Annotated in this window: 19 protein-coding genes and 1 tRNA gene; 10 read left to right on the top strand and 10 right to left on the bottom strand. The window is 68.7% G+C overall.

All coding sequences use genetic code 11. The features are described from left to right. Positions 1 to 2: 2 nt before the first annotated feature. The 8 genes from AAID08_RS20835 (at position 3) to AAID08_RS20800 (ending at position 6,566) form a co-directional block, all read left to right on the top strand. Positions 3 to 692, top strand: coding sequence for an amino acid ABC transporter permease (locus AAID08_RS20835; RefSeq protein WP_049072792.1), 690 nt, complete (start codon positions 3 to 5; stop codon positions 690 to 692). Positions 693 to 739: 47 nt separating this feature from the next. Beyond that, entirely contained in the window at positions 740 to 2,032 is a 1,293-nt protein-coding gene (locus AAID08_RS20830; protein ID WP_395756858.1) for an NAD(P)/FAD-dependent oxidoreductase, read from the top strand. 12 nt (positions 2,033 to 2,044) lie between these two features. Further along, a complete protein-coding gene (locus AAID08_RS20825; protein WP_049072794.1) occupies positions 2,045 to 2,629 on the top strand; it encodes a helix-turn-helix domain-containing protein in 585 nt (194 codons plus the stop codon). A gap of 109 nt (positions 2,630 to 2,738) precedes the next feature. Beyond that, positions 2,739 to 2,815 (top strand) — tRNA-Arg (locus AAID08_RS20820). A 399-nt stretch (positions 2,816 to 3,214) separates the two neighbouring features. After that, the gene (locus AAID08_RS20815; RefSeq protein ID WP_343718983.1) at positions 3,215 to 4,108 is read left to right on the top strand and encodes a manganese catalase family protein; all 894 of its coding nucleotides are present in this window, start codon (positions 3,215 to 3,217) and stop codon (positions 4,106 to 4,108) included. 418 nt (positions 4,109 to 4,526) lie between these two features. Then, the gene (locus AAID08_RS20810) at positions 4,527 to 5,483 is read left to right on the top strand and encodes an alpha/beta hydrolase family protein (protein ID WP_395756857.1); all 957 of its coding nucleotides are present in this window, start codon (positions 4,527 to 4,529) and stop codon (positions 5,481 to 5,483) included. A gap of 43 nt (positions 5,484 to 5,526) precedes the next feature. Further along, the gene (locus AAID08_RS20805) at positions 5,527 to 6,114 is read left to right on the top strand and encodes a GrpB family protein (protein WP_395756856.1); all 588 of its coding nucleotides are present in this window, start codon (positions 5,527 to 5,529) and stop codon (positions 6,112 to 6,114) included. A 128-nt stretch (positions 6,115 to 6,242) separates the two neighbouring features. Continuing rightward, on the top strand, positions 6,243 to 6,566 hold the full coding sequence (locus tag AAID08_RS20800; protein ID WP_054503193.1) for a four-helix bundle copper-binding protein: 324 nt from the start codon (positions 6,243 to 6,245) through the stop codon (positions 6,564 to 6,566). 21 nt (positions 6,567 to 6,587) lie between these two features. Here the strand turns inward: AAID08_RS20800 and AAID08_RS20795 are convergent, their stop codons facing one another. The 3 genes from AAID08_RS20795 to AAID08_RS20785 are packed head-to-tail and all read right to left on the bottom strand — an operon-like array spanning position 6,588 to position 8,583. Next, entirely contained in the window at positions 6,588 to 6,935 is a 348-nt protein-coding gene (locus AAID08_RS20795) for a glycosyltransferase (protein WP_395756855.1), read from the bottom strand. Continuing rightward, positions 6,923 to 7,600, bottom strand: a complete 678-nt coding sequence (locus AAID08_RS20790; protein WP_395756854.1) for a glycosyltransferase — start codon at positions 7,598 to 7,600, stop codon at positions 6,923 to 6,925. Before AAID08_RS20790 ends, AAID08_RS20795 begins: the two co-directional genes overlap by 13 nt. Positions 7,601 to 7,632: 32 nt before the next feature. Continuing rightward, a complete protein-coding gene (locus AAID08_RS20785; protein ID WP_336235581.1) occupies positions 7,633 to 8,583 on the bottom strand; it encodes a glycosyltransferase family 9 protein in 951 nt (316 codons plus the stop codon). A gap of 278 nt (positions 8,584 to 8,861) precedes the next feature. On the opposite strand from AAID08_RS20785, the gene AAID08_RS20780 reads away from it, so the two are divergent. Beyond that, positions 8,862 to 10,247, top strand: a complete 1,386-nt coding sequence (locus tag AAID08_RS20780) for a PLP-dependent aminotransferase family protein (protein WP_054503190.1) — start codon at positions 8,862 to 8,864, stop codon at positions 10,245 to 10,247. Between the two features lie 50 nt (positions 10,248 to 10,297). Continuing rightward, positions 10,298 to 10,825: a DedA family protein gene (locus tag AAID08_RS20775; RefSeq protein ID WP_116791957.1), complete on the top strand. Its 528-nt coding sequence runs from the start codon at positions 10,298 to 10,300 to the stop codon at positions 10,823 to 10,825. A gap of 45 nt (positions 10,826 to 10,870) precedes the next feature. Here the strand turns inward: AAID08_RS20775 and AAID08_RS20770 are convergent, their stop codons facing one another. From AAID08_RS20770 to AAID08_RS20740, 7 genes are all read right to left on the bottom strand, one after another. Next, the gene (locus tag AAID08_RS20770) at positions 10,871 to 11,698 is read right to left on the bottom strand and encodes a DUF2145 domain-containing protein (RefSeq protein WP_064527282.1); all 828 of its coding nucleotides are present in this window, start codon (positions 11,696 to 11,698) and stop codon (positions 10,871 to 10,873) included. Continuing rightward, positions 11,695 to 12,171, bottom strand: coding sequence for a hypothetical protein (locus AAID08_RS20765; protein WP_064527283.1), 477 nt, complete (start codon positions 12,169 to 12,171; stop codon positions 11,695 to 11,697). The genes AAID08_RS20770 and AAID08_RS20765 overlap by 4 nt, the downstream gene beginning before the upstream one ends. A gap of 145 nt (positions 12,172 to 12,316) precedes the next feature. Next, positions 12,317 to 13,333, bottom strand: a complete 1,017-nt coding sequence (locus tag AAID08_RS20760; RefSeq protein ID WP_395756853.1) for a porin — start codon at positions 13,331 to 13,333, stop codon at positions 12,317 to 12,319. Between the two features lie 109 nt (positions 13,334 to 13,442). After that, on the bottom strand, positions 13,443 to 15,341 hold the full coding sequence (locus tag AAID08_RS20755) for a CocE/NonD family hydrolase (RefSeq protein WP_395756852.1): 1,899 nt from the start codon (positions 15,339 to 15,341) through the stop codon (positions 13,443 to 13,445). After that, positions 15,338 to 16,933: an ABC transporter substrate-binding protein gene (locus tag AAID08_RS20750; protein WP_395756851.1), complete on the bottom strand. Its 1,596-nt coding sequence runs from the start codon at positions 16,931 to 16,933 to the stop codon at positions 15,338 to 15,340. The genes AAID08_RS20755 and AAID08_RS20750 overlap by 4 nt, the downstream gene beginning before the upstream one ends. Further along, positions 16,930 to 17,958, bottom strand: coding sequence for an ABC transporter ATP-binding protein (locus AAID08_RS20745; protein ID WP_395756850.1), 1,029 nt, complete (start codon positions 17,956 to 17,958; stop codon positions 16,930 to 16,932). The genes AAID08_RS20750 and AAID08_RS20745 overlap by 4 nt, the downstream gene beginning before the upstream one ends. Then, positions 17,955 to 18,938, bottom strand: coding sequence for an ABC transporter ATP-binding protein (locus AAID08_RS20740; RefSeq protein ID WP_395756849.1), 984 nt, complete (start codon positions 18,936 to 18,938; stop codon positions 17,955 to 17,957). Before AAID08_RS20740 ends, AAID08_RS20745 begins: the two co-directional genes overlap by 4 nt. Positions 18,939 to 18,942: the final 4 nt, after the last annotated feature.

The following is an 18,942-nucleotide window of genomic DNA, read 5'->3' as shown; positions in this document are numbered from 1 at the left end:
GCATGCTGGATTCCTACCTGTCCACCGCCGGCGTCGTGCTGCCGTTCCTGCTCAAGGGCTTCTGGGAGACGCTCAAGATCTCGTTCCTGGCGATCATTGCCGGCTCGCTGCTGGGCTTCGTGATCGGCGTGATCCGCAGCTACCGCATCCGTGGCCTGCATCAACTGCTGGGGCTGTACATCCACGTGCTGCGCGGCACGCCGTTCCTGGTGCAGCTCTATATCTTCTATTTCGTGCTGCCCAGCACCGGCATCGAGCTGCTGCACTGGGACTCGGGCACGGCGGCGTTCGTGTCGCTGTCGGTCTACACATCCTGCTATGTGGCAGAGATCGTCACCGGCGCCATCCGCGCCGTGCCGCGCGGCCAGACCGAGGGCGCCATGACGCTGGGCCTGCGGCCGCTGCAGATCCTGCGGCTGGTGATCCTGCCGCAGGCCATGCGTTTGATCGTGCAGCCCATGAGCGGCGTCTACGTCATGCTGATCAAGAGCACCGCCATCCTGTCGGTGGTCGGCATCACCGAGCTGACGCGGCAGGGCGAGGTATTCATCATCACCTTCCCGGCGAAATCGCTGTTCATCTACGGCATGATCGCCGCCATCTATTTCCTGTACTGCTACCCGCTGCTGCGCCTGGCCACCTGGCTGGAGAAGCGCCTGACCGGCGGGCTGCAGGGCGCCGGGCTGAACTAGGCCCGCCCACATCGACGAGAGTCCCGCACGGGCCCTGACCCACGACCATGGCTACCGAGTACATCGACACCTACTACAAGCGCACGCTGGGCGATGCGCAGACCTGCTACCCGCCGCTGGCGGGCGCGGCCGAGACCGACGTCTGCGTCGTCGGCGGCGGGCTGGCCGGCCTGACCACCGCGCTGGAACTGGCCCGCCGCGGCCGCGCCGTGACGCTGCTGGAGGGGCGCCGCGTCGCCTGGGGCGCCTCGGGCCGCAATGGCGGCTCGGTGTCGCCGGCGTTCTCGGCGGGCGCCGACGCCATCCGCAAGCACGTCGACGAGGATCACTACCGCCAACTGTACCGGCTGTCGATGGAGGGCGTGGAGATCATCCGCGACAACATCCGCGACCTGAGCATCGATGACGCCCACAAGGTCGACGGCCGCCTGCGGGTGGTGCGCTACGAGGCCAGCGACGCGCTGCGGCGTTATTGCGAGGACCAGTGGCGCGACTTCGGCCGCGACGTGCGGCTATTGAGCCGCGCCGAGGTGCGCGAGCGGCTGGTATCCGACGTCTACTTCCAGGGCATCGAGGATCTGTCCTCGTTCCACTTCCATCCGCTGAACTACGCCCGCGCCCTGGCGCGCGAGTGCGCGCGGCTGGGGGTGCGCATCCACGAGGATTCCTCGGTCACCCAGGCCCGCCTGGAAGGGGCCGCCAAGCAATTGCGCACCGCCGCTGGCGAGATCAACGCGCGCACCGTGGTGCTGGCCACCGGCGGCTATACCGATGGGGTGGTGCCGGCGTTGCGGCGCGCCATGCTGCCGATCGCCACCTACATCATGCTGACCGAGCCGCTGGGCGAACGGGTGCGCGAAGCCATCCGCACCCAGGCCGCCATCGGCGACGACCGCCGCGCCGGCAACTACTACCGTGTGCTGGAAGGCGGACGCATCGGCTGGGGCAGTAGAATCACCACCCGTGTCGACGATCCGCCCGACCTGGCCGAGTCCCTGCGCCGCGAATTGCTCAGCGTCTATCCCCAGTTGCAGGGGCTGCGCGTCGAGACCGCGTGGTCCGGGCGCATGGCCTACGCGCGGCACCTGATGCCGCAGATCGGCAGGCTGGCGCCCGACGTCTGGTATTGCACGGCCTTTGGCGGGCACGGCATGAACACCACCGCCATCGGCGGCCGTGTCGTGGCCGAAGGAATCTCCGGTGACAGCCAGCGTTACCGGCTGTTCGAGCCCTTCGGACTGGCGTGGAACGGCGGGGCGCTGGGCACGGCGGCGGTTCAACTCACATATTGGTCTTACCAGGCGCGCGATTGGTGGCGGGAGCGGCAGTCGCGGGCATGACAGGGTGTACAGATGCAAGGCAACAAACAGAGCGTGTTGGCACAACGGCTGCGAGCCCTGCGCCAGGCGCGCGATTGGACGCTCAAGCAGGCGGCGCAGGCCACCGGCGTGTCCACCTCCACGCTCTCGAAAATCGAGAACGGCCTGCTCTCGCCCACCTATGACAACCTGATCAAGATCGCCGCGGGCCTGGAGCTGGACGTGGCCGAACTGTTCACCGCGTCGGACGCCCACATGGGCACCGGCCGCCGCAGCCTCAGCCGTCAGGGCGAGGGGCGCCAGTACGAAACCCCGTATTACGACCACCGCCTGCTCTGTACCGCGCTGTCGCACAAGCGCATGATGCCGTTCCATACCCGCGTCAAGGCGCGCTCCTTCGATGAATTCCAGGACTGGAGCCGCCACGGCGGGGAAGAATTCGTCTACGTGCTGGAGGGCGAGGTCGAGCTGTACACCGAGTTCTACGAACCGGCCCGGCTGAAGGCGGGCGAAAGCTTCTATATCGACAGCCGCATGGGCCACCGGGTGATCAGCCTGAGCAAGCAGGACGCGCTGGTGCTGTGGGTGTCCACCCACGCCGATTTGGGCGAGGAATGAACCGTTCCCGCGACTGATAAACCGGAGCGCGCGGCCCGGCGGCGCCACGGGCCGTCCGCAACAGGGTAAAATGCGCCGCCCGGACCGGTTCCGGGCAGTCACACACCGCGCGGCAGTAGCTCAGCTGGATAGAGCACGGGCCTTCTAAGCCTGAGGTCGGGGGTTCGAGCCCCTCCTGCCGCGCCAGGATCATCCGTAGTATCAAGCGCTTACGCCGGGCTGCGGGTCGCTAACATGGCAATTATTAGAATGATTGAGCCGACGTTAGCACTTACTCGGTAGCGTAAGCACGTCTGACGCCCGCCTGTCATTGTGTCGATGGCTTGCCGCCGTGTTGGCGTGCGCGGCCCATCGCACGCGGTAACGACAAATCCGGGCCTATAGCGGCCGGTTGTAGCGCCACCAAGGCCGCGCCCGTCACGGTTGATGGTCGAACAGCGTTCCCAGGAAGCGGATAAGGGCAGCGAACATGGTCGGGCTCCATATATGTCGTTGAGAAAATTGGGAAAGTCCCAGGTTTCGGCATGGCAGTTGCTTTCACCGTTCCGGCCCGGCCAATGGAGGACGGGAAATCGGGAGATGACCATGTTTGCTCACAACAAACGCTTGCAGTACACCGTGCGCGTCGCGCAGACGAATCCTGGGCTGGCCAACTTGCTGTTGGAGCAGTTCGGGGGGCCGCAGGGGGAATTGGCGGCTGCCTGTCGATACTTCACTCAGGCCCTGGCGGAGGACGATCCGGGACGAAAAGACATGCTGCTTGATATCGCCACCGAGGAACTGAGCCATCTGGAAGTTATCGGTACGATGGTGGCCATGCTCAACAAGGGCGCGAAGGGCGTACTGGCCGAGGCCACCGAATCGGAAGCCGAGATCTATCGCCGCCTGAACGGGCCGGGCAACGATTCGCACGTGACGCAGCTTTTGTTCGGCGGTGGCCCGGCCCTGGTGAACTCCGGCGGCCAGCTATGGAACGCCGGCTATATCGATACCATCGGCGACCCTTCCGCGGACCTGCGTTCGAACATTGCCGCCGAGGCGCGGGCCAAGATCATCTACGAACGGCTGATCAATGCGACCGACGATCCAGGCGTCAAGGAGGCGCTGGGCTTTCTGATGACGCGTGAAGTGTCGCATCAGCGCTCGTTCGAGAAGGCGCTGTACTCGATGGAGCCGAACTTCCCTCCTGGCAAGCTGCCGGGCGATCCGAGCTTTGCGAACGTCTATTTCAATATGTCGCAGGGCGAGGGCGATATGCGTGGGTCGTGGAATAGCGACGAGAACTTCACCTTCGTGTCTGAGCGCGAGGCGCAATGCGCAATCGACGGAGACGGGCTTGCATCGGTAGGTCTTACCGAGGATGAAACGATGGCGTTGCAGGCCATGGTCGCCCGTACCGCGTCGGATCCCGCTGCCGACCCGGTGACGGGTACTGAACTGGGCGACGGTAGCGTGATGACGGATCGCCGCGAGGAATGATCAGAGCCGTCATTGCTGCACGCCGCAGGCGCGGTGCCCGAATCCGCCAAGGCGGGTGGGCCCGGTGCCTGGGCCATGATCCGCCCAGCGACTCTTGGAGTTCGCCATGAAGAACAGAAAATTCCTGATGTGGCTATTGGCCGCCGTTTTACTGATCGGGGTGTTCCTGATGTTTCCGCCCTGGTAGTCCAGATCGTCAGGCGCCGGCGATACCCCGCACCACCGCCGCAAGCTGGCCTTCATGGGCGGGGTGAAGATCAGCGTTTTGCCAATGCGTCTGGATTGTTGGCGCGGGCCAGACGACCGCAGCCCTGACGCGGCGGCCGTGGGCGAAAACTCGGACGCCTGGACGTGGCGTATCCTTCACAGCATGACGCCTGGTACAAAAATCAAGCAAACGCCGCGGGTTTGCCTGCGCTTGCGGCGGCGTTGGATCCGCCCGCTGCTATCGGCCGCCGCCGCCCTGGCCGCCTGCCTGCCCGTCCACGCCCAATTGCTCGAGCAGGGCCGCTTGCCGCGCCCCGACGGCTCGTCGATCGCCTATTACCTGCAGCAGCGAGATCCGGCGCGGACCGCCGACAGCCTGCTGGTGGTGATGCAGGGATCCGACTGCAACAGCGTGCGCCACAACCGCGCGATCCGCGAGCAGTTGTGGCGGGCGCTGCCGGCGGCCGATGTGTTGACGGTCGACAAGTACGGCATCGATGCCGCCTTGCCGTATCAGCAGGACGACGGCGAGAACCGCGCGGATTGCCCGCAGGCGTACCTGCAGCATGACGACTTCGACCAGCGCGTGCGCGACTACGAGGCCGTGATCGCTTTGCTCCGCCGCCATGGCGCGTACCGGCGCGTGGTGGCGCTGGGCGGCAGCGAAGGCGCGGTGGTGGCCAACCTGCTGGCCGCGCGCGGCGGGTCGGTCGATGCCAGCATCGCCTTCAACGGCGGCGGGCGCTGGTTCCTCGACGACGTGCTGCACACCATCGAGGCCGCCGATACGCCCGCCGAGGCCAAGGCGGACTCGGCGGCGGGGTTCCGGGAGTTCGCCGCGTTCCTGCGCGAGACGCCGTCGTCTGACCTGGTCGCCAGCAGCCACGGCCATGCGTGGTGGCGGCAGGCGCTGGCGCTGGATCAACAGGCGGTGCTCGCGCGCGTGCGCACGCCGTTGCTGATCGTGCAGGGCGGACGGGACGCCTCGGTGTCGCCGGGGGCGGTCGAACGCATGGTCGAGGAACTGCGGCGCGCGGGGCAGCGCCATATCGCCTATCGCGCCTATCCGCGGCTGGACCATGGCCTGCGCGACGCGGACGGCGTCAGCCGCATGGGCGAAGTGGCCGATGACATGGCGGCGTGGCTGGACGGCCTGCCCGCGCGCTGACGCGGGCTTCCTACAATAGCGGTTCGTTATTCAAGGACTCGCAATGCCCACGCCTGAAGACATCATGCGGCACTACGACTCGGATCCGGACGAGGATCCATGGGTGCGCGGCAAGCCGGCGCCGGAGGCGGTGACCGTGGCGCCGTACGACCCGGACTGGCCCGCGCGCTATGCGCGCCTTGCCGCCGAGATCTCGGCGGCGCTGGGGCCGGCGGCGCTGCGCATCGATCATGTGGGCTCGACGGCGGTGCCGGGGTTGCCGGCCAAGCCGGTGGTGGATATCGACGTGGCGGTGGCCGACCCCGCCGACGAGGCCGCGTACGTGCCGGCGCTGGAGGCGCGGGGCTACGTGCTTACGATCCGCGAGCCGTCCTGGCACCAGCATCGCTGCCTGCAATTGGCGGCGCCGCGCGTCAACCTGCATGTGTTCGCCCCGGACTGCCCCGAGAACATCCGCCATCGCATGTTCCGCGACTGGCTGCGCGCGCATGACGAGGACCGTGACCGCTATGCCCAGGCCAAGCACGCCGCGGCGCGGGGCGTGGACCGGGTGGCCGACTACAACCTGCGCAAGCAGGCGGTCATCCGCGAGATCTACGAACGCATGTTCCGGGCGGCCGGCTTCATCTAGCGCGCCGCGCAAAGGGGGCGGACGCCGCTGCGGTCAGGCCGTAGCGGCCGGGATGGGCCAGATGCGCAGGCGGGAATGGCGGTTGCTGACCTTGTGTCGTTCATTGATGCGATACCAGGAGAAACGCCATGGATGACGCCATGAAAGAATGCATCGACGCCTGCCTGAACTGTTACCGAACCTGCCTGGAAGAGGCGATGGGGCACTGCCTGGAGGCGGGAGGACAACACATCGCGCCGGGCCATTTCCGTAGCATGATGGCCTGCGCGGAAATGTGCCGCACATCGGCGCACATGATGCTGTTGGGCGCGGAAAATCATGCGCAGGTGTGTAAGGTCTGCGCCGCCGTATGCCGGGACTGCGCGGCCAGTTGTGACGCCATCGACGGGATGCGGGCCTGCGCCGACACTTGCCGCGCGTGTGCCCAGGCCTGCGAAAGCATGAGAGGCTGAGGCGCTCGGCAGGCGCGCGGCTCAGCCGCCCGGGCTGCGCGCCATGGCGCGCGCATAAGCCTCCAGCGTGCGCTGCATCTGGCCGGCCAGGCGGAAGTGCGATTCGGCGTAGCCGCGCGCATGGGCGACGGCGGCGGCGGTGGCGGCGGGGTCGGCGCGGATCTGCATGATGCGGTCGGCGAAGCCGGCGATGTCGCCCGGCTCGGCCAGCCAGCCGGTGTCGCCGGGCCGCACGATCTCGGGCAGGCCGCCGACATTGCTGGCCACCACTGGGCAGCGCACCGCGAACGACTCCGGCACCACCCGCGACCAGGCTTCGGTGGCGGACGGCACCAGCACCACGTCGGAGGCATGGATCAGGTCGGCCACGTCGGCGCGGTGGCCGGCACGGCGTTGCGGCGCAGCCGCAGCACCACGCGCAGCAGGTCGGCCTGGCGTTTCTCGGGGCGCAGCATGCCGATTGTCGAGACCACGTAATCGTGCGGGCCCATTGCCAGCTCGCGCCGCACCTGGCGGCGCACGCCCTGCTTGTCGGTGGCGCGGAAGAATTCGTCGCCGGCCCACTCGCCCACCACGCTGATGCGGCCGGCCGGCGCCAGCCGGGCGTCCAGCAGCGCGTCGCGGCCGGCCGCGCTGGTGGCGATCACGTGGTCGCAGCCCAGTTTCCATTCCAGGCGACGGCGTGCGCTGCTGCGCATGGGCTTGGCGAAATGGCGTGTGCGCACCACGGCGCACAGGTCGCGGCACAGCGCGCCGGTCTTGCCGTCGGCGCGGCTGTGGCTGTCGATGACGTCGATGTGCAGGCGCCGCACGGCGCGCCGCAGCCGCAGCACGGTGACCGGCGAATAGGGCGCGTCGAAGTTGATGTCGACGGTGGCGATGCCGCGCTGCCGCGCCGCCAGGTTGATGGCGCTGCCGGCGGGGGCGGCGATGGCCGCGTCATGGCCGTGGCGCGCCAGCCAGCAGGCCTGGTCGAGCGTGCGGAATTCGAGTCCGCCCAGGCTTTTTTCGCCGAGAGTATGCAGGATCCGCATGGTGTGACCTGATGGGTAAGGACGGCCGCGCGTCAGGCGCGGGCCGCGGGCGCGTGCGACAGCACGCGAGCACAGGCGTGCGCGACCTGGTCCGGGGTGATCGAGTTGATGCCGTCGCGCGGATGCCGCGGCACGACGTCGGTGGCGTTGCGACGGCGCCAGAACCATTCCGGATTGGCGCTGTTGAAGATGCCGACGTAGGGCACGCCTGTAGCCTGCGCCACGTGGGACGGGCCGCAGTCGTTGGCCACCACCAGGCGCGCGCGCAACATGATCGCGCTCAGCTCGGACAGCGGACGGCAATAGGCCACCTCGATGTCGGCGCGCCGCAGGGCGTCCAGCTCGGCGCGCTCGCGCGCTTCCTGCTGGCCCAGCACGAAGGTGTAGCGGGTGTCGGCGCCCAGCAGCGGCTTGAGCCGGTCGGCCAGCCGCAGGTAGTGCGCCAGGCTCCAGCGCTTGAAGGGACCCGAGCCGCCGCCGGGAATGAACACCACGTCCGCGCCGAGCGGGGTGTGCCGGTGCGCGCGGGCCAGTTCGGTGAAGCAGCGGCGAGCCGCCTCCTCGGCGTTCAGCGGACGGTACGCGGCCAGCAGGCGCAGGTTGGCCAGGCCGATGTACTCGGCCTCGTCCTTGCGATGGCAATGGGTCCACACCAGGTCGCTGAAGCGGGCATTGCGAAAGCCCAGTCGGATGGCGGGCAGCCGCAGCAGGTTGATGAGGCCGAAGCGTTCGCTGCTGTGGTGCAGGCTGACCGACACCTGGGTCCGCGCGGTCAGGCTGCGGGCGTAATCCAGCAGGCTGCGGGCGCGCACGAATTCATCGACCCATGGCAGGCCGCGGTAGATGTGGCCGACGTCGTCGCGCGCGACGACCTTGACCTGCCGCGCGGGCCACCAGGCCTTGAGCTGGTAGAGCGTCGCGAAGGCGACGATCTGGTCGCCCAACTGGGGCTGGCTTCTGACGTAGACGACGATGTCCGACACGCTTTGCCTCTCCTCGGTAGCCATGTGTGATGGCTACGCAATCTAAAGGAGCGGGCGGCCAAACCTTCTTCGATACATTTAAGGAATGTGAAAATTTAACGGGGGCGGCTTCATAGAAATACATATCTGTGCCGCCGGCCGGGGCCACCCCATCTTCTGCCCGACGGTCAGGAAAGGCCGTACAAGCTTCCCGATGTATGGACGCAAGCGGAGTTTGTCGCCATACTGTCTGGCCCTTGTATCCCCATATGTTGCGGCATTTTGGCGCAATAGAACCAATGCATAACGACGACATGTATGCATCCTGGCCGCTGAAATTCGTCCGCGGCGCCGGCCCCCGCTACCGCCAGATCGCCGATTTCATCGAGACCTCGGTGGCCGCCAACCGCATGCAGCCGGGCGACCGCCTGCCGCCGCAGCGGGGCCTGGCGCGGCACCTGGGGGTGGACCTGACGACCGTGACGCGCGCCTACGCCGAGGCGGGGCAGCGCGGCCTGCTCGAGGCGCGCGGGCCGCTCGGCACGTTCATCGCGCGACCGGCCGAGCAGCCGCTCTTGCAGATGCTGGACCTGGGCATGAACATGCCGCCGCTGCCGCTCGACTGCGACCTGCAGGACCTGCTGCGGCGTGGCCTGGCCAAGGCCATGGAACGCCACGACGTGGGGGTGATGATGACCTATCACCAGGCCGGCGGCGGTCCCGCCGAGCGCGAGGCCGGGGCGCAATGGCTGTCGCAGTCGGTCGAGCGGGTCGATCCGGACCGCGTGCTGGTGTGTCCCGGCGCGCAGGCCGCGCTGGCCGCGGTGATGCTGGCCTACAGCCAGCCGGGCGACGGCATCGTCGCCGAGCCGTTGGTGTACCCGGGCCTCCTGACCGCCGCGCGGCAACTGGGCCGCCGCGTGCTGGTGGCCGAGACCGATGCCGACGGCATGACCCCCGCCGGGCTGGAGCGCGCCTGCCGCGAGGGCGGCCGGCTGGTCTACCTGAATCCCACGTTGCAGAACCCTACCGCCCACACCATGAGCGCGGCGCGCCGCCGCGACCTGGTGCGCGCGGCCGTGGCCTGTGGCGCCCGCATCATCGAGGACGATCCCTATTCGCTGTTCCTGGACGGCGCGCCGCCGGCGCTGGCCAGCCTGGCGCCGGCCTCGGTGTTCTACATCGCCACGCTGGCCAAGACGCTGACGCCGGGGCTGCGCACCGCGTTCGTGCTGAGTCCCGACCAGGACAGCCGCCGCAACGTGCTGGCGGCAATGCGGTCCTTCGCGGTGATGGCCGCGCCGCTGATGGGCGCGTTGACCACGCAGTGGATCACCAGCGGCGCCGCGCAGCAGATCCTGGACGGCGTGCGCGCCGAGTCCCTTGCGCGCCAGCGGCTGGCGCGCCGGCTGTTGCCGGGGCCCTTTCCGGCCGCGGCGGCCGGCATCCACCTGTGGCAGCCGCTGCCCGATCGTTGGACCGCGGCCGACCTGGAGCGGGTGGCGCGCGACGAGGGCTTGAGCGTGACCTCGTCGGAAGCCTTCCACCAGGGCCCCGGCACGCCCAATGCCATCCGTATTTCGCTCGGCAGCATTCCCGAACGCGGGGCATTGGGGCTGGCGCTGGAGCGGCTGGCCGGCCTGGTGCTGCGGCGGCCGCGCGACCCGCGCGACCTCGTCGTCTGAGGCGCGGGCCGCATACTATGGACCTGATGCCTGTCTGGTGCTGACGCCGCATGCTGTTCGAGACGTTCCATTCCCTGCAGGAGACCCTGGTCGATTTCGCCCGGACCCACGCCGACTGGCTGGCGCCGCTGGGCTTCGCGTTCGCGTTCCTGAAGTCGCTGCCGCTGGTGGCGCTGGTGATTCCCGGGACCGCGCTGCTGCTGTCGATCGGCGCCATCCTGGGGCTGGGCGATAGCGGCTTCGTGCCGGTATGGCTGGCGATCGCGGTGGGCGCGGCGCTGGGCGACTGGGTGCAGTATGCCTGCGGCGTATGGTTCGGGCCGAGCCTGACGCAATCGAAGCCGCTGCGCAAACGTCCCGAACTGCTGCATCGCAGCGCGCGGTTCATCCAGAAGTGGGGCGTGCTGAGCATCGTGCTGTGCCGCTTCTTCGGTCCCCTGCGCGCCACCGTGCCGATGATCGCCGGCATCTGCGGCATGCGCGCCGCCGCGTTCCAGGTCGCCAATTGGGCCTCGGCTTTCCTGTGGGCGGCGGCGCTGCTGCTGCCCGGGTGGTGGGGCACGCGCGCGTTCCTGTGAGCGCGCGGCGGTGTGGATCAAAGACCGCCCGCGCGGCTGCTCGCTTCAATGGGAAGCGCGCACCTCCCGGACCGTCCACCCTTCATCACGCACCAGGAAATCCTGCAGCGAGTCGACGGTGACGGTCATGATGCGGCCGGCGTAACGCAGCTTGTCGGGATGGTCATCGAAGGCGATGTTCGCTTTGAACATGCGCCCACCCAGGCGCGTCAACGCGCCAATGCGCAGTTCCGATGGCTGATAACCCGCCAGCTTCAACCATGCCTGTGATTGTTCACGGTTGCGCAGGCGTGCATCCTTGGACAGCACGCTGGCGATGGTCTCCAGCACCCAGGCATTGGAATTCTGATGGCGCGTGGAAAAGGGGAACGCAATCATGTTGTAGCTGGGATCGAACAGCGACCGCAGGGCCTGCGGCTGCTGCAGTCGCGCGAGCAGGCCGTCGGCGATCGGCTTGGGCGGGATCAGCATCAGCGTGTCGAACCTGAACATGTCGTCCAGGAAGAAGTTGCCCAGGCCTTCATACCAGAGGTCGGATTTGGCTGTGCCGCATTCGTTGAGCAGGTGGGCGATGCGCCAAGGTGCGCCCGCCTCGGCGCGGTAGGCGAAGCCGGCGTGGCTGTAGCGAAGGTGGTACTCGGAAAGGTCCTGCCCCATTCGCCCCAACACGACGACATTCACCGGCAGCTTATCCAGCAAGTCGGATACGCGTTGCGCGGTATCCATGGCGGTGATCAGGGTGGCGGCGCTGACCGCCGTGTCGGAACAACCCTGGCCGGCGTGGGCCGACAGGGTCGGCACGCCGCAAAGCGCGCCCCAGGTGGCCACGGCGCACAAGGCGTGGCGCAGACGGAAGGTGGCGCAGCGCTTCATCCGGGCACCCGTTCGTGATGCAGCAGGGCCTGGCCGAGCGTGTTTGGAATGAACGCCAGAACCTTGCCCGAGATCACCAGCACCGTGCCGGTCGAGGCCGCCACGGCCTGCACGGCGGCGCCGGTCGAGACGCCCAGGCCGCGCACCACGGATGAGGCGACCTGTACCGAGATCTTGGCAGCCTTGCCCGCGGATTCCAGGATGATCTCGGTGGTGTCGGCCGAAAGCTGGGCGATGCCGGCCACGACGAACGACGAGCCCGTGATCGCGACGGCAGCGCCGAGGCTGGCGTCGCCGTCGGCGCTGCCGCCAACACTTGTGACGGGCGAGGCCAGGATGGACGCCGTGCCCAAGGACACTTTCTGCGACGCGTCCATTGAGCCGACGGACTGGGGGTGAGCCACATTGGTGCCCATCAGCAGGGCGAGTCCCAGCATGGGGGCGCCGATGCGCGGTAGTCGAATGGAATGCATGCAGCCTCTCGGAATCCCCCGGCGCGATCGTCGGCGGATATGTTGAAAACTCCGACAAGCGTATTGGGGGATCCGGGCGCGGTAAATTAGATGAGTCCGATATTCAGACCATGGCGTTCAATCTGACATCAAATGGTCCCGCGCGTCAGAACTGATGCCGGATGCCGACCGAGCTTTGCAGCGTGTGCGACTCGCGGATATCCAGGCGATTGACGTAGGCATACAGGTTGGTGCGCCTGGACAGGTCGTACTGATAGCCCAGGGCCCAGCCGGTAATGTCCGAGCCGGTGCCGCGCTGGTACGAGGCCATCACCGAACCGGCCTTGCTCGTCGGCACCGTCACGCCCGCGATGTACGAATTGACCCGGCCATAGCCCGCCGACGGGCCGGTGTTGGCGTTGCGCAGGTTGCCGTAGGTGCCGTGCAGCTTGATCCACTCGAAATCGTACGAGCCCGCCAACTGCAGGTTGCCCGCGGTCTTCTTGTTCGGCAGTTGCGAATTCGGGTTGAGCCGTTCGTAGGTCAGCGCCGCCGCCACCGGACCACCGTTGTAGCGCAGGCCGGCGGTCAGCACGCGGTCATGGGCGTTGGTGGCGAAGGCCTCGCCGTCGTGGGCCTCGAAGCTGTAGCCCAGGCCCGCCTGCCAGCCGCCCAGGCGCGGCGTGGCGTAGAACACGGCGTTGTTGACGCGGCCGCCGGCGCCGAAGTCGCCGTCGTTGTAGCCCAGGCTGGCGTTGTTGGACGACTGGCCCCAGCCGGTGCCGAACGGCGAGCCGACGCCGGCCCACTCGAAGCCGTAGACCCACTGCCGTCCCAGCCGCACTTCGCCGAAGCCGCCGGCCAGGCCGACGTAGGCCCAGCGGCCGAACAGGCGGCCCTGCGCCTGCGTGCCGTTGTTGGCGTTGAAGCCGCTTTCAAGGCGGAACACGGCCTTGTAGCCGTTGCCCAGGTCCTCCGAGCCACGCAGGCCCCAGCGCGAGCCCGACTGGTTGCCGCTCTTTTGCCGCAGGCTGGACTGGCCGTCCTTGCGTTCATAGGTGGTGCCCAGGTCGACGATCCCGTACAGCGTCACGCTGCTGGTCTCGGCCGCCTGCGCCGGATTCAGGCAGCTCAGGGCCAGGGCGGCGCCCAGCGTGCTGCGGTGGCGGATGATTCTTTTCATGGTGTGATCCCCTCGATTGGTATGGCGTTGGACAAAAGAAGCCCCTGCCGCCGGCGCGCCGGCGGCAAAGGGTGAAGCATGCGGAGGTGTCGGCGCGGGCGCTAGCGGGTCATGTCACGGCCCCGTGCGCGGGCAGCGGCGTCAGGTCCCGTGGCGCGGCCACGCACAGCGTGACGCTGGACGGATGGGCGGCCGACAGATGCACTGTGTTCAGCGCAATGCGCTTTTCGCGGGCGTCGGCGGCCGATTCGCCGCTGTTCGGGTTGACGTCGTACTTCGGGAAGTTGCTGCTGGAAATGTCCAGGCGGATGCGGTGCCCGCGCTGGAACAGGTTGCAGGTGGCGAACGGCTCGATGGTGATCTCGTAGACCTTGCCCGGCGCCAGCGGCCGCGCCTCGTCCCAGGTCTCGTGGAAGCGGCAGCGGAAGATGCCGTCGGTCAGGTTCAGCGCGTAGCCCTGCGGGTAGTCGGCGCTGGGCGGGTAGACGTCGATCAGCTTGGCGGTGAAGTCGGTGTCGGGGCAGTCCGACGAAATGTGCAGCCGGACCGTCACCGGCCCGGCCACCGCCAGGTCCTCTGGCAGCGGCTCGGTCTGGAACACCAGCACGTCGTCGCGCGCGGCCAGCGGCAGGCCGGGCTGGCGCACGCCGAAGAAGCGCGCGTCCTCGCGCTGGTCGAAGCCGCCGCCCTCGAACACCGGCTGGCCCGAGGTCAGCGCGCCGCCGATCGTCGGCACTGGATTGCGCGGGTCGTACTGGTAGCGCAGCCGGTCCGCCTCGCCCGTCGGCGCGCGTTGGTCCAGGCGGCCGTCGGCGTGCAGGTAGAAGGCGGTGGCGCGGGCCTGCGGCACCGGCCAGGCGTCGGCCTGGATCCAGGCGCCGCCGTGGTCGAAGCGGCCCTGCGCGTCGCGCGCGCCGCTGCCGCCGCCCATCAGGAACAGGCGCGCGACCGGGTCCGGCGCGGCGCCCGCCGGCGCATCCTGCAGCCAGCGCTGGAACCACGCCAGCCGGAAGCCCAGCCAGTGCCGCGCCAGGTTGCCGTCGAAGGCGGCGCGCGGACCGAACTCGGCGTCGCCGCTGTGGGTGGTGTTGCGGTCGCCATGCAGCCACGGGCCCATGATGAGCCGCACCGGCGACTGCCGGCCCTGCGTCAGGCCGGCGTAGTTCTCCAGGGTGGTGCGCACGTAGGCGTCGTACCAACTGGACATCAGCGCCACCGGGATGTCGGGAATCGCGTCGTAGTAGCCCTGGGCGTAGATGCCCAGTTGCCGCCAGGATTCGTCGAAGGTGTCGGCGCGCCATTGCTCGAACAGGTAGTCCTCGTACTCGGGCACGCTGGCCAGCGGCGAATGGCCGGGACGCCACGGCATGCGCGTGAACCACTGGCGGATGTCCTCGGCCTCGAGCGCGGCCAGCACCAGCGGGTCCTGCTGCGCGGCCGGGCTCAGCTTGGCCTGCTTGTAGGCCCAGGTGGCCTGCTTCAGCTCGAACGCGCCCGACTGGCGGATGCCGCACTGGTAGCCGTTGGAAAAGCCGCCCGAGTCCAGCACCATGCAGGCCAGGCCCGGCGGGTTCAGGCAGGCCAGCGCCATCTGCGTGTGCGCGGCATACGACAGGCCCATGGTGCCGATGCGGCCGTTGCTCCACGGCTGCTGCACGATCCAGGCCAGCGTGTCGAAGCCGTCCGGGCCTTCCGACAGGTACTTGGTGAAGTGGCCTTCCGAGCCGTAGCGGCCGCGGCAGTCCTGGAACACCACGGCAAAGCCGCGCGCGGTGAAATAGCGCGCCACCTCGGGTCGCGGCACGCCGAGCCGGCCGTCGATCTGTTCCGAGCGCGACACCTCGGCCTTGCCGTAGGGCGTGCGCTCCAGGATCACGGGCAGCGGCGCGTCCTGGCCGGGGCGATAGCCGGGCGGCAGGTGCACGTCGGTGGCCAGGCGCACGCCGTCGCGCATGCGCACCATCTGGTCCGCCAGCAGCACGGCGGGAGAAACTTCGGGGGCGGTCATTTTGCTTCCTGTATGTACAGCATTGAGGTGCGTTCGAGCTTGTTGGCGCGCATCACGGTGCCGTCGCGCGCGGCCCAGAAGGCCACCGGGAAATACAGCGGCACGATGCCGACGTCGTTGAAGGCGGTTTCCGCCGCCTGGCGCAGCAGGGCGTCGCGCTGCGCCGGGTCGAACTCCACCGCGGCCCGCGCCAGCAGGCGGTCCACGGCCGGGTTGGAATAGCGCGCGCGGTTGAAGGCGCCGGTGCCGGCGGCCTTGTCGTAGGTGGCCAGCACGTTGGTCAGGCCATTGGACGAATCGCCGGTGCTGTTGCCGTACGAGAAGATGAAGGCGCTGTACTGCTGCTTGCCGCTGGCGCCGGCGTAGACGTTGTAGGGCTGGGTCACCACGCCGTTGATGCGCAGGCCGGCGCGCGCCATCATCTGCGCCAGCGCCTGGGCCAGGTCGCTGTCGCCGGCGAAGCGGTCGTTCGATGAATGCAGGGTCAGGCCGAAGCCGTGCGGATAGCCGGCCTCGGCCAGCAGGGCGCGCGCGCCCTCCAGGTCGTAGGCGGGCGCCGGCAGGTTGGGGCTGTAGCCGCCCAGGCCCTCGGGCACCATCTGGCCGGCCGGCACGCCGGCGCCGCTGAGCAGGCGCTCGGTGATCGGGCCGCGCATGAACATCTTTGAGATCGCCAGGCGCACCCGCACGTCCTTGAGCGGGTTCACCGTCATCGGCTTGCCCTGCGCGTCGGTGACGAACGGGCTGACATCGCGCGCCGAGTCCAGCGCCAGGTAGATCAGGCGCGCCGACGGCGAGCGATAAAGCGTGTAGCCGGCCTTGGCCGTGAGCGTCTTGGCGTCGGTCGGCGGCACGCTGTCGATCAGGTCGACCGTGCCCGACAGCAGCGCCGAGATGCGCGCCGCGTCGTTGGCGATGTAGCGGATCACCACGCGCTCGAAGTCCGGCCGCGCGCCCCAGTAGGCGTCGTTGCGCGCCAGCTCCAGGCTGTCGCCCGGCTGCCAGCGCACGAACTTGTAGGGGCCGGTGCCGATGGTCGCCACGCCGCTGTTGAAGTCTTCCGAGCGCTTGTCCTGCGCCGCGTGGCGCGACAGGATGTAGACCAGCCCGATCTGCTCCATGAAGTCGGGCGTGGGCTCCTTGGTGCGGATGCGCAGCGTCAGCGCATCGACCAACTCGACCGCGGCGATCGAACGCACCGCGCCGCTGAACGGCGCCGGGCTGTTCGGCACCTTGGGCGCGCGCGCCAGCGAAAAGACCACGTCGTCGGCGCTGAACGGCGTGCCGTCATGGAAGCGCACGCCGGGCCGCAATTTGATCTCCCAGGTATCGGGCCCCAGCGCCCGCCACGACAGGGCCAGGCCCGGCCGCATCTGCATGTTCTCGTCGGTCGACACCAGCCGCTCGAAGATGTTCTCGGCGGCGGCTTGGTTGTTGCCGGTGCGCGAGAACAGCGGGTCCATCGACGACGGTTCGCTGGAATGGCCGATGGTCAGCAGCGGCCGCGCCAGGGCGGGCGCGGCGCCGGCCAGCAGCGCCAGCAGGGCCAGCGCGGCGACGCCGCGGCGGATCGGAGTGGAAAAGCGGTTCATGCGGCGGGAGTTCCTTGAAGGGGCGCGGCGCCATCGAGCAGGTGACAGGCGGCCTGGTGGCCGTCGGCCGTGACGCGCAGCAAGGGCTGCTCGGTCTTGCAGCGCGCCATGGCCTGCGGGCAGCGCGGATGGAAATGGCAGCCGGCCGGCGGGTTCAGCGGCGACGGGATCTCGCCCTTGATGGCGTGGAAGCGTCGCTTGCGGTTCGACAGCCGCGGCACTTCCTCCAGCAGCGCCTGGGTGTAGGGGTGGCGCGGCGCGGCGAACACCTCGGCGGTGGGGCCGGATTCGACCACGCGGCCCAGGTACATGATGACGGTGCGGTCGCTGATGCGCCGCACCACGCCCAGGTCGTGGCTGATGAAGAGATAGGTCAGGCCCAGATCCTGCCGCAGGTCCATGAAGAGGTTCAGGATCTGTGCCTGGATCGACACGTCCAGCGCCGCGATCGACTCGTCGCAGATCAGGAAGCCCGGCTTGACCGCCAAGGCCCGGCCGATGCCCACGCGTTGGCGCTGTCCGCCCGAGAACTGGTGCGGAAAGCGGTTGCGGTAGTCGGGGTCCAGCCCCACGCGCCGCATCACCTGCGCCACGTAGTCGTCGTAGTCGCGGCGCGCGATGATGCCGTTGGCCAGCGGCGCCTCGCCGATGATGTCGCGCACCCGCTTGCGCGGATTGAGCGAGGACATCGGGTCCTGGAAGATCATCTGCGTGGCCATGCGCTGTGCGTGCGCGGCGCGGCCGGTCAGGGTGGACAGCTCGCCGGCGGGCGTCTGGATGCTGCCCGAGGTGGCCGGCAGGATGCCCGCCAGCACCCGGCCCAGCGTCGACTTGCCGCAGCCGGATTCGCCCACCAGGCCGACCACTTCGCCCTGGTGGATGGTCAGGTCGACGCGGTCGACCGCGTGCACGGTGTGAGAGGCCACCTTGGCGCCCAGGAGGCCGGCCAGGCGTTCGGCGTAGTCGGGCCGCTTCACGAACAGGCGCGACACCTGGTTGGCCTGCATCAGGATCGTCGGGCTCACGAAAGCACTCCAGTCTGGGGATGGAAGCAGCGCAGGCCACGGACGCCCGTGGTCTCCAGCGGCGGTTGCTCGGCGCGGCAGCGCTCGGTGGCGTGGCCGCAGCGCGGGTTGAAGGCGCAGCCGGCCGGCAGCGCCAGCGGCGACGGCGCCATGCCGGGGATCTGGTACAGGCGGTCGCCGGTGTGCTCATTGCTCGGCACCGAGCCGATCAGGCCGATGGTGTACGGGTGGCGTGGACGGTCGAGAATGTCGTCGGTGCTGCCGGACTCGACCACGCGGCCGGCGTACATCACACAGACGCGGTCGGCCAGGCCCGCCACCACCGCCAGGTCGTGGCTGACCCACACCATGGCGGTGCCGGTCTCGGCGCACAGCTTCTGCATTTCGGCCAGGATCTGCGCCTGGATGGTGACATCCAGCGCGGTGGTCGGTTCGTCGGCGATGATCAGGTCGGGCTTGTGCAGCATGGCGATGGCGATCGCCACGCGCTGACGCATGCCGCCCGACAGTTGGTGCGGGTAGGCCTTCAGGCGTTCGGCCGGCGAGGGGATGCCGACCGCCGCCAGCGTGTCGCGGGCCCGGTCCCGGGCCGCCTTGCGGCTGCAGCGCTCGTGGCTCAACACCGTCTCGACCATCTGGGTCTCGATGCGGAACACCGGGTTCAGCGTCATCATCGGATCCTGGAACACCATGGCGATGCGGTTGCCGCGCAACTGGCGCAGTTCCTCGCGCGACAGCGTCGCCAGGTCGGTGCCCTTGAACAGGATCTGGCCGCCGTCGATGCGCCCTGGCGGGTCGATCAGGCCGAGGATGGAAAAGCCGGTGATGGACTTGCCCGAGCCGGACTCGCCCACCAGGCCGAGGATCTCGCCGGGATGGACATCGAAGCTGACGTCGTCCACCGCCCGCACCAGGCCGGCGCGGGTGTGGAACCAGGTGCGCAGGTTGCGCACGGAAAGAGTGGGGGTTGCCGATTGCATGGCG

It is taken from the genome of Achromobacter sp. EB05, assembly GCF_044232075.1.
In the GTDB taxonomy this organism is placed as follows: domain Bacteria; phylum Pseudomonadota; class Gammaproteobacteria; order Burkholderiales; family Burkholderiaceae_B; genus Achromobacter; species Achromobacter dolens.
This window is presented reverse-complemented; position numbering and strand designations above follow the sequence as displayed.

What these genes read in the sequence shown, in the direction of transcription:
- AAID08_RS20835 (WP_049072792.1), top strand. Translation starts at nt 3, where the DNA reads ATGCTGGATTCCTACCTGTCCACCGCCGGCGTCGTGCTGCCGTTCCTG.
- AAID08_RS20830 (WP_395756858.1), top strand. Translation starts at nt 740, where the DNA reads ATGGCTACCGAGTACATCGACACCTACTACAAGCGCACGCTGGGCGAT.
- AAID08_RS20825 (WP_049072794.1), top strand. Translation starts at nt 2,045, where the DNA reads ATGCAAGGCAACAAACAGAGCGTGTTGGCACAACGGCTGCGAGCCCTG.
- AAID08_RS20815 (WP_343718983.1), top strand. Translation starts at nt 3,215, where the DNA reads ATGTTTGCTCACAACAAACGCTTGCAGTACACCGTGCGCGTCGCGCAG.
- AAID08_RS20805 (WP_395756856.1), top strand. Translation starts at nt 5,527, where the DNA reads ATGCCCACGCCTGAAGACATCATGCGGCACTACGACTCGGATCCGGAC.
- AAID08_RS20800 (WP_054503193.1), top strand. Translation starts at nt 6,243, where the DNA reads ATGGATGACGCCATGAAAGAATGCATCGACGCCTGCCTGAACTGTTAC.
- AAID08_RS20790 (WP_395756854.1), bottom strand. Translation starts at nt 7,600, where the DNA reads ATGCGGATCCTGCATACTCTCGGCGAAAAAAGCCTGGGCGGACTCGAA.
- AAID08_RS20780 (WP_054503190.1), top strand. Translation starts at nt 8,862, where the DNA reads ATGCATAACGACGACATGTATGCATCCTGGCCGCTGAAATTCGTCCGC.
- AAID08_RS20775 (WP_116791957.1), top strand. Translation starts at nt 10,298, where the DNA reads ATGCTGTTCGAGACGTTCCATTCCCTGCAGGAGACCCTGGTCGATTTC.
- AAID08_RS20770 (WP_064527282.1), bottom strand. Translation starts at nt 11,698, where the DNA reads ATGAAGCGCTGCGCCACCTTCCGTCTGCGCCACGCCTTGTGCGCCGTG.
- AAID08_RS20765 (WP_064527283.1), bottom strand. Translation starts at nt 12,171, where the DNA reads ATGCATTCCATTCGACTACCGCGCATCGGCGCCCCCATGCTGGGACTC.
- AAID08_RS20760 (WP_395756853.1), bottom strand. Translation starts at nt 13,333, where the DNA reads ATGAAAAGAATCATCCGCCACCGCAGCACGCTGGGCGCCGCCCTGGCC.
- AAID08_RS20755 (WP_395756852.1), bottom strand. Translation starts at nt 15,341, where the DNA reads ATGACCGCCCCCGAAGTTTCTCCCGCCGTGCTGCTGGCGGACCAGATG.
- AAID08_RS20750 (WP_395756851.1), bottom strand. Translation starts at nt 16,933, where the DNA reads ATGAACCGCTTTTCCACTCCGATCCGCCGCGGCGTCGCCGCGCTGGCC.
- AAID08_RS20740 (WP_395756849.1), bottom strand. Translation starts at nt 18,938, where the DNA reads ATGCAATCGGCAACCCCCACTCTTTCCGTGCGCAACCTGCGCACCTGG.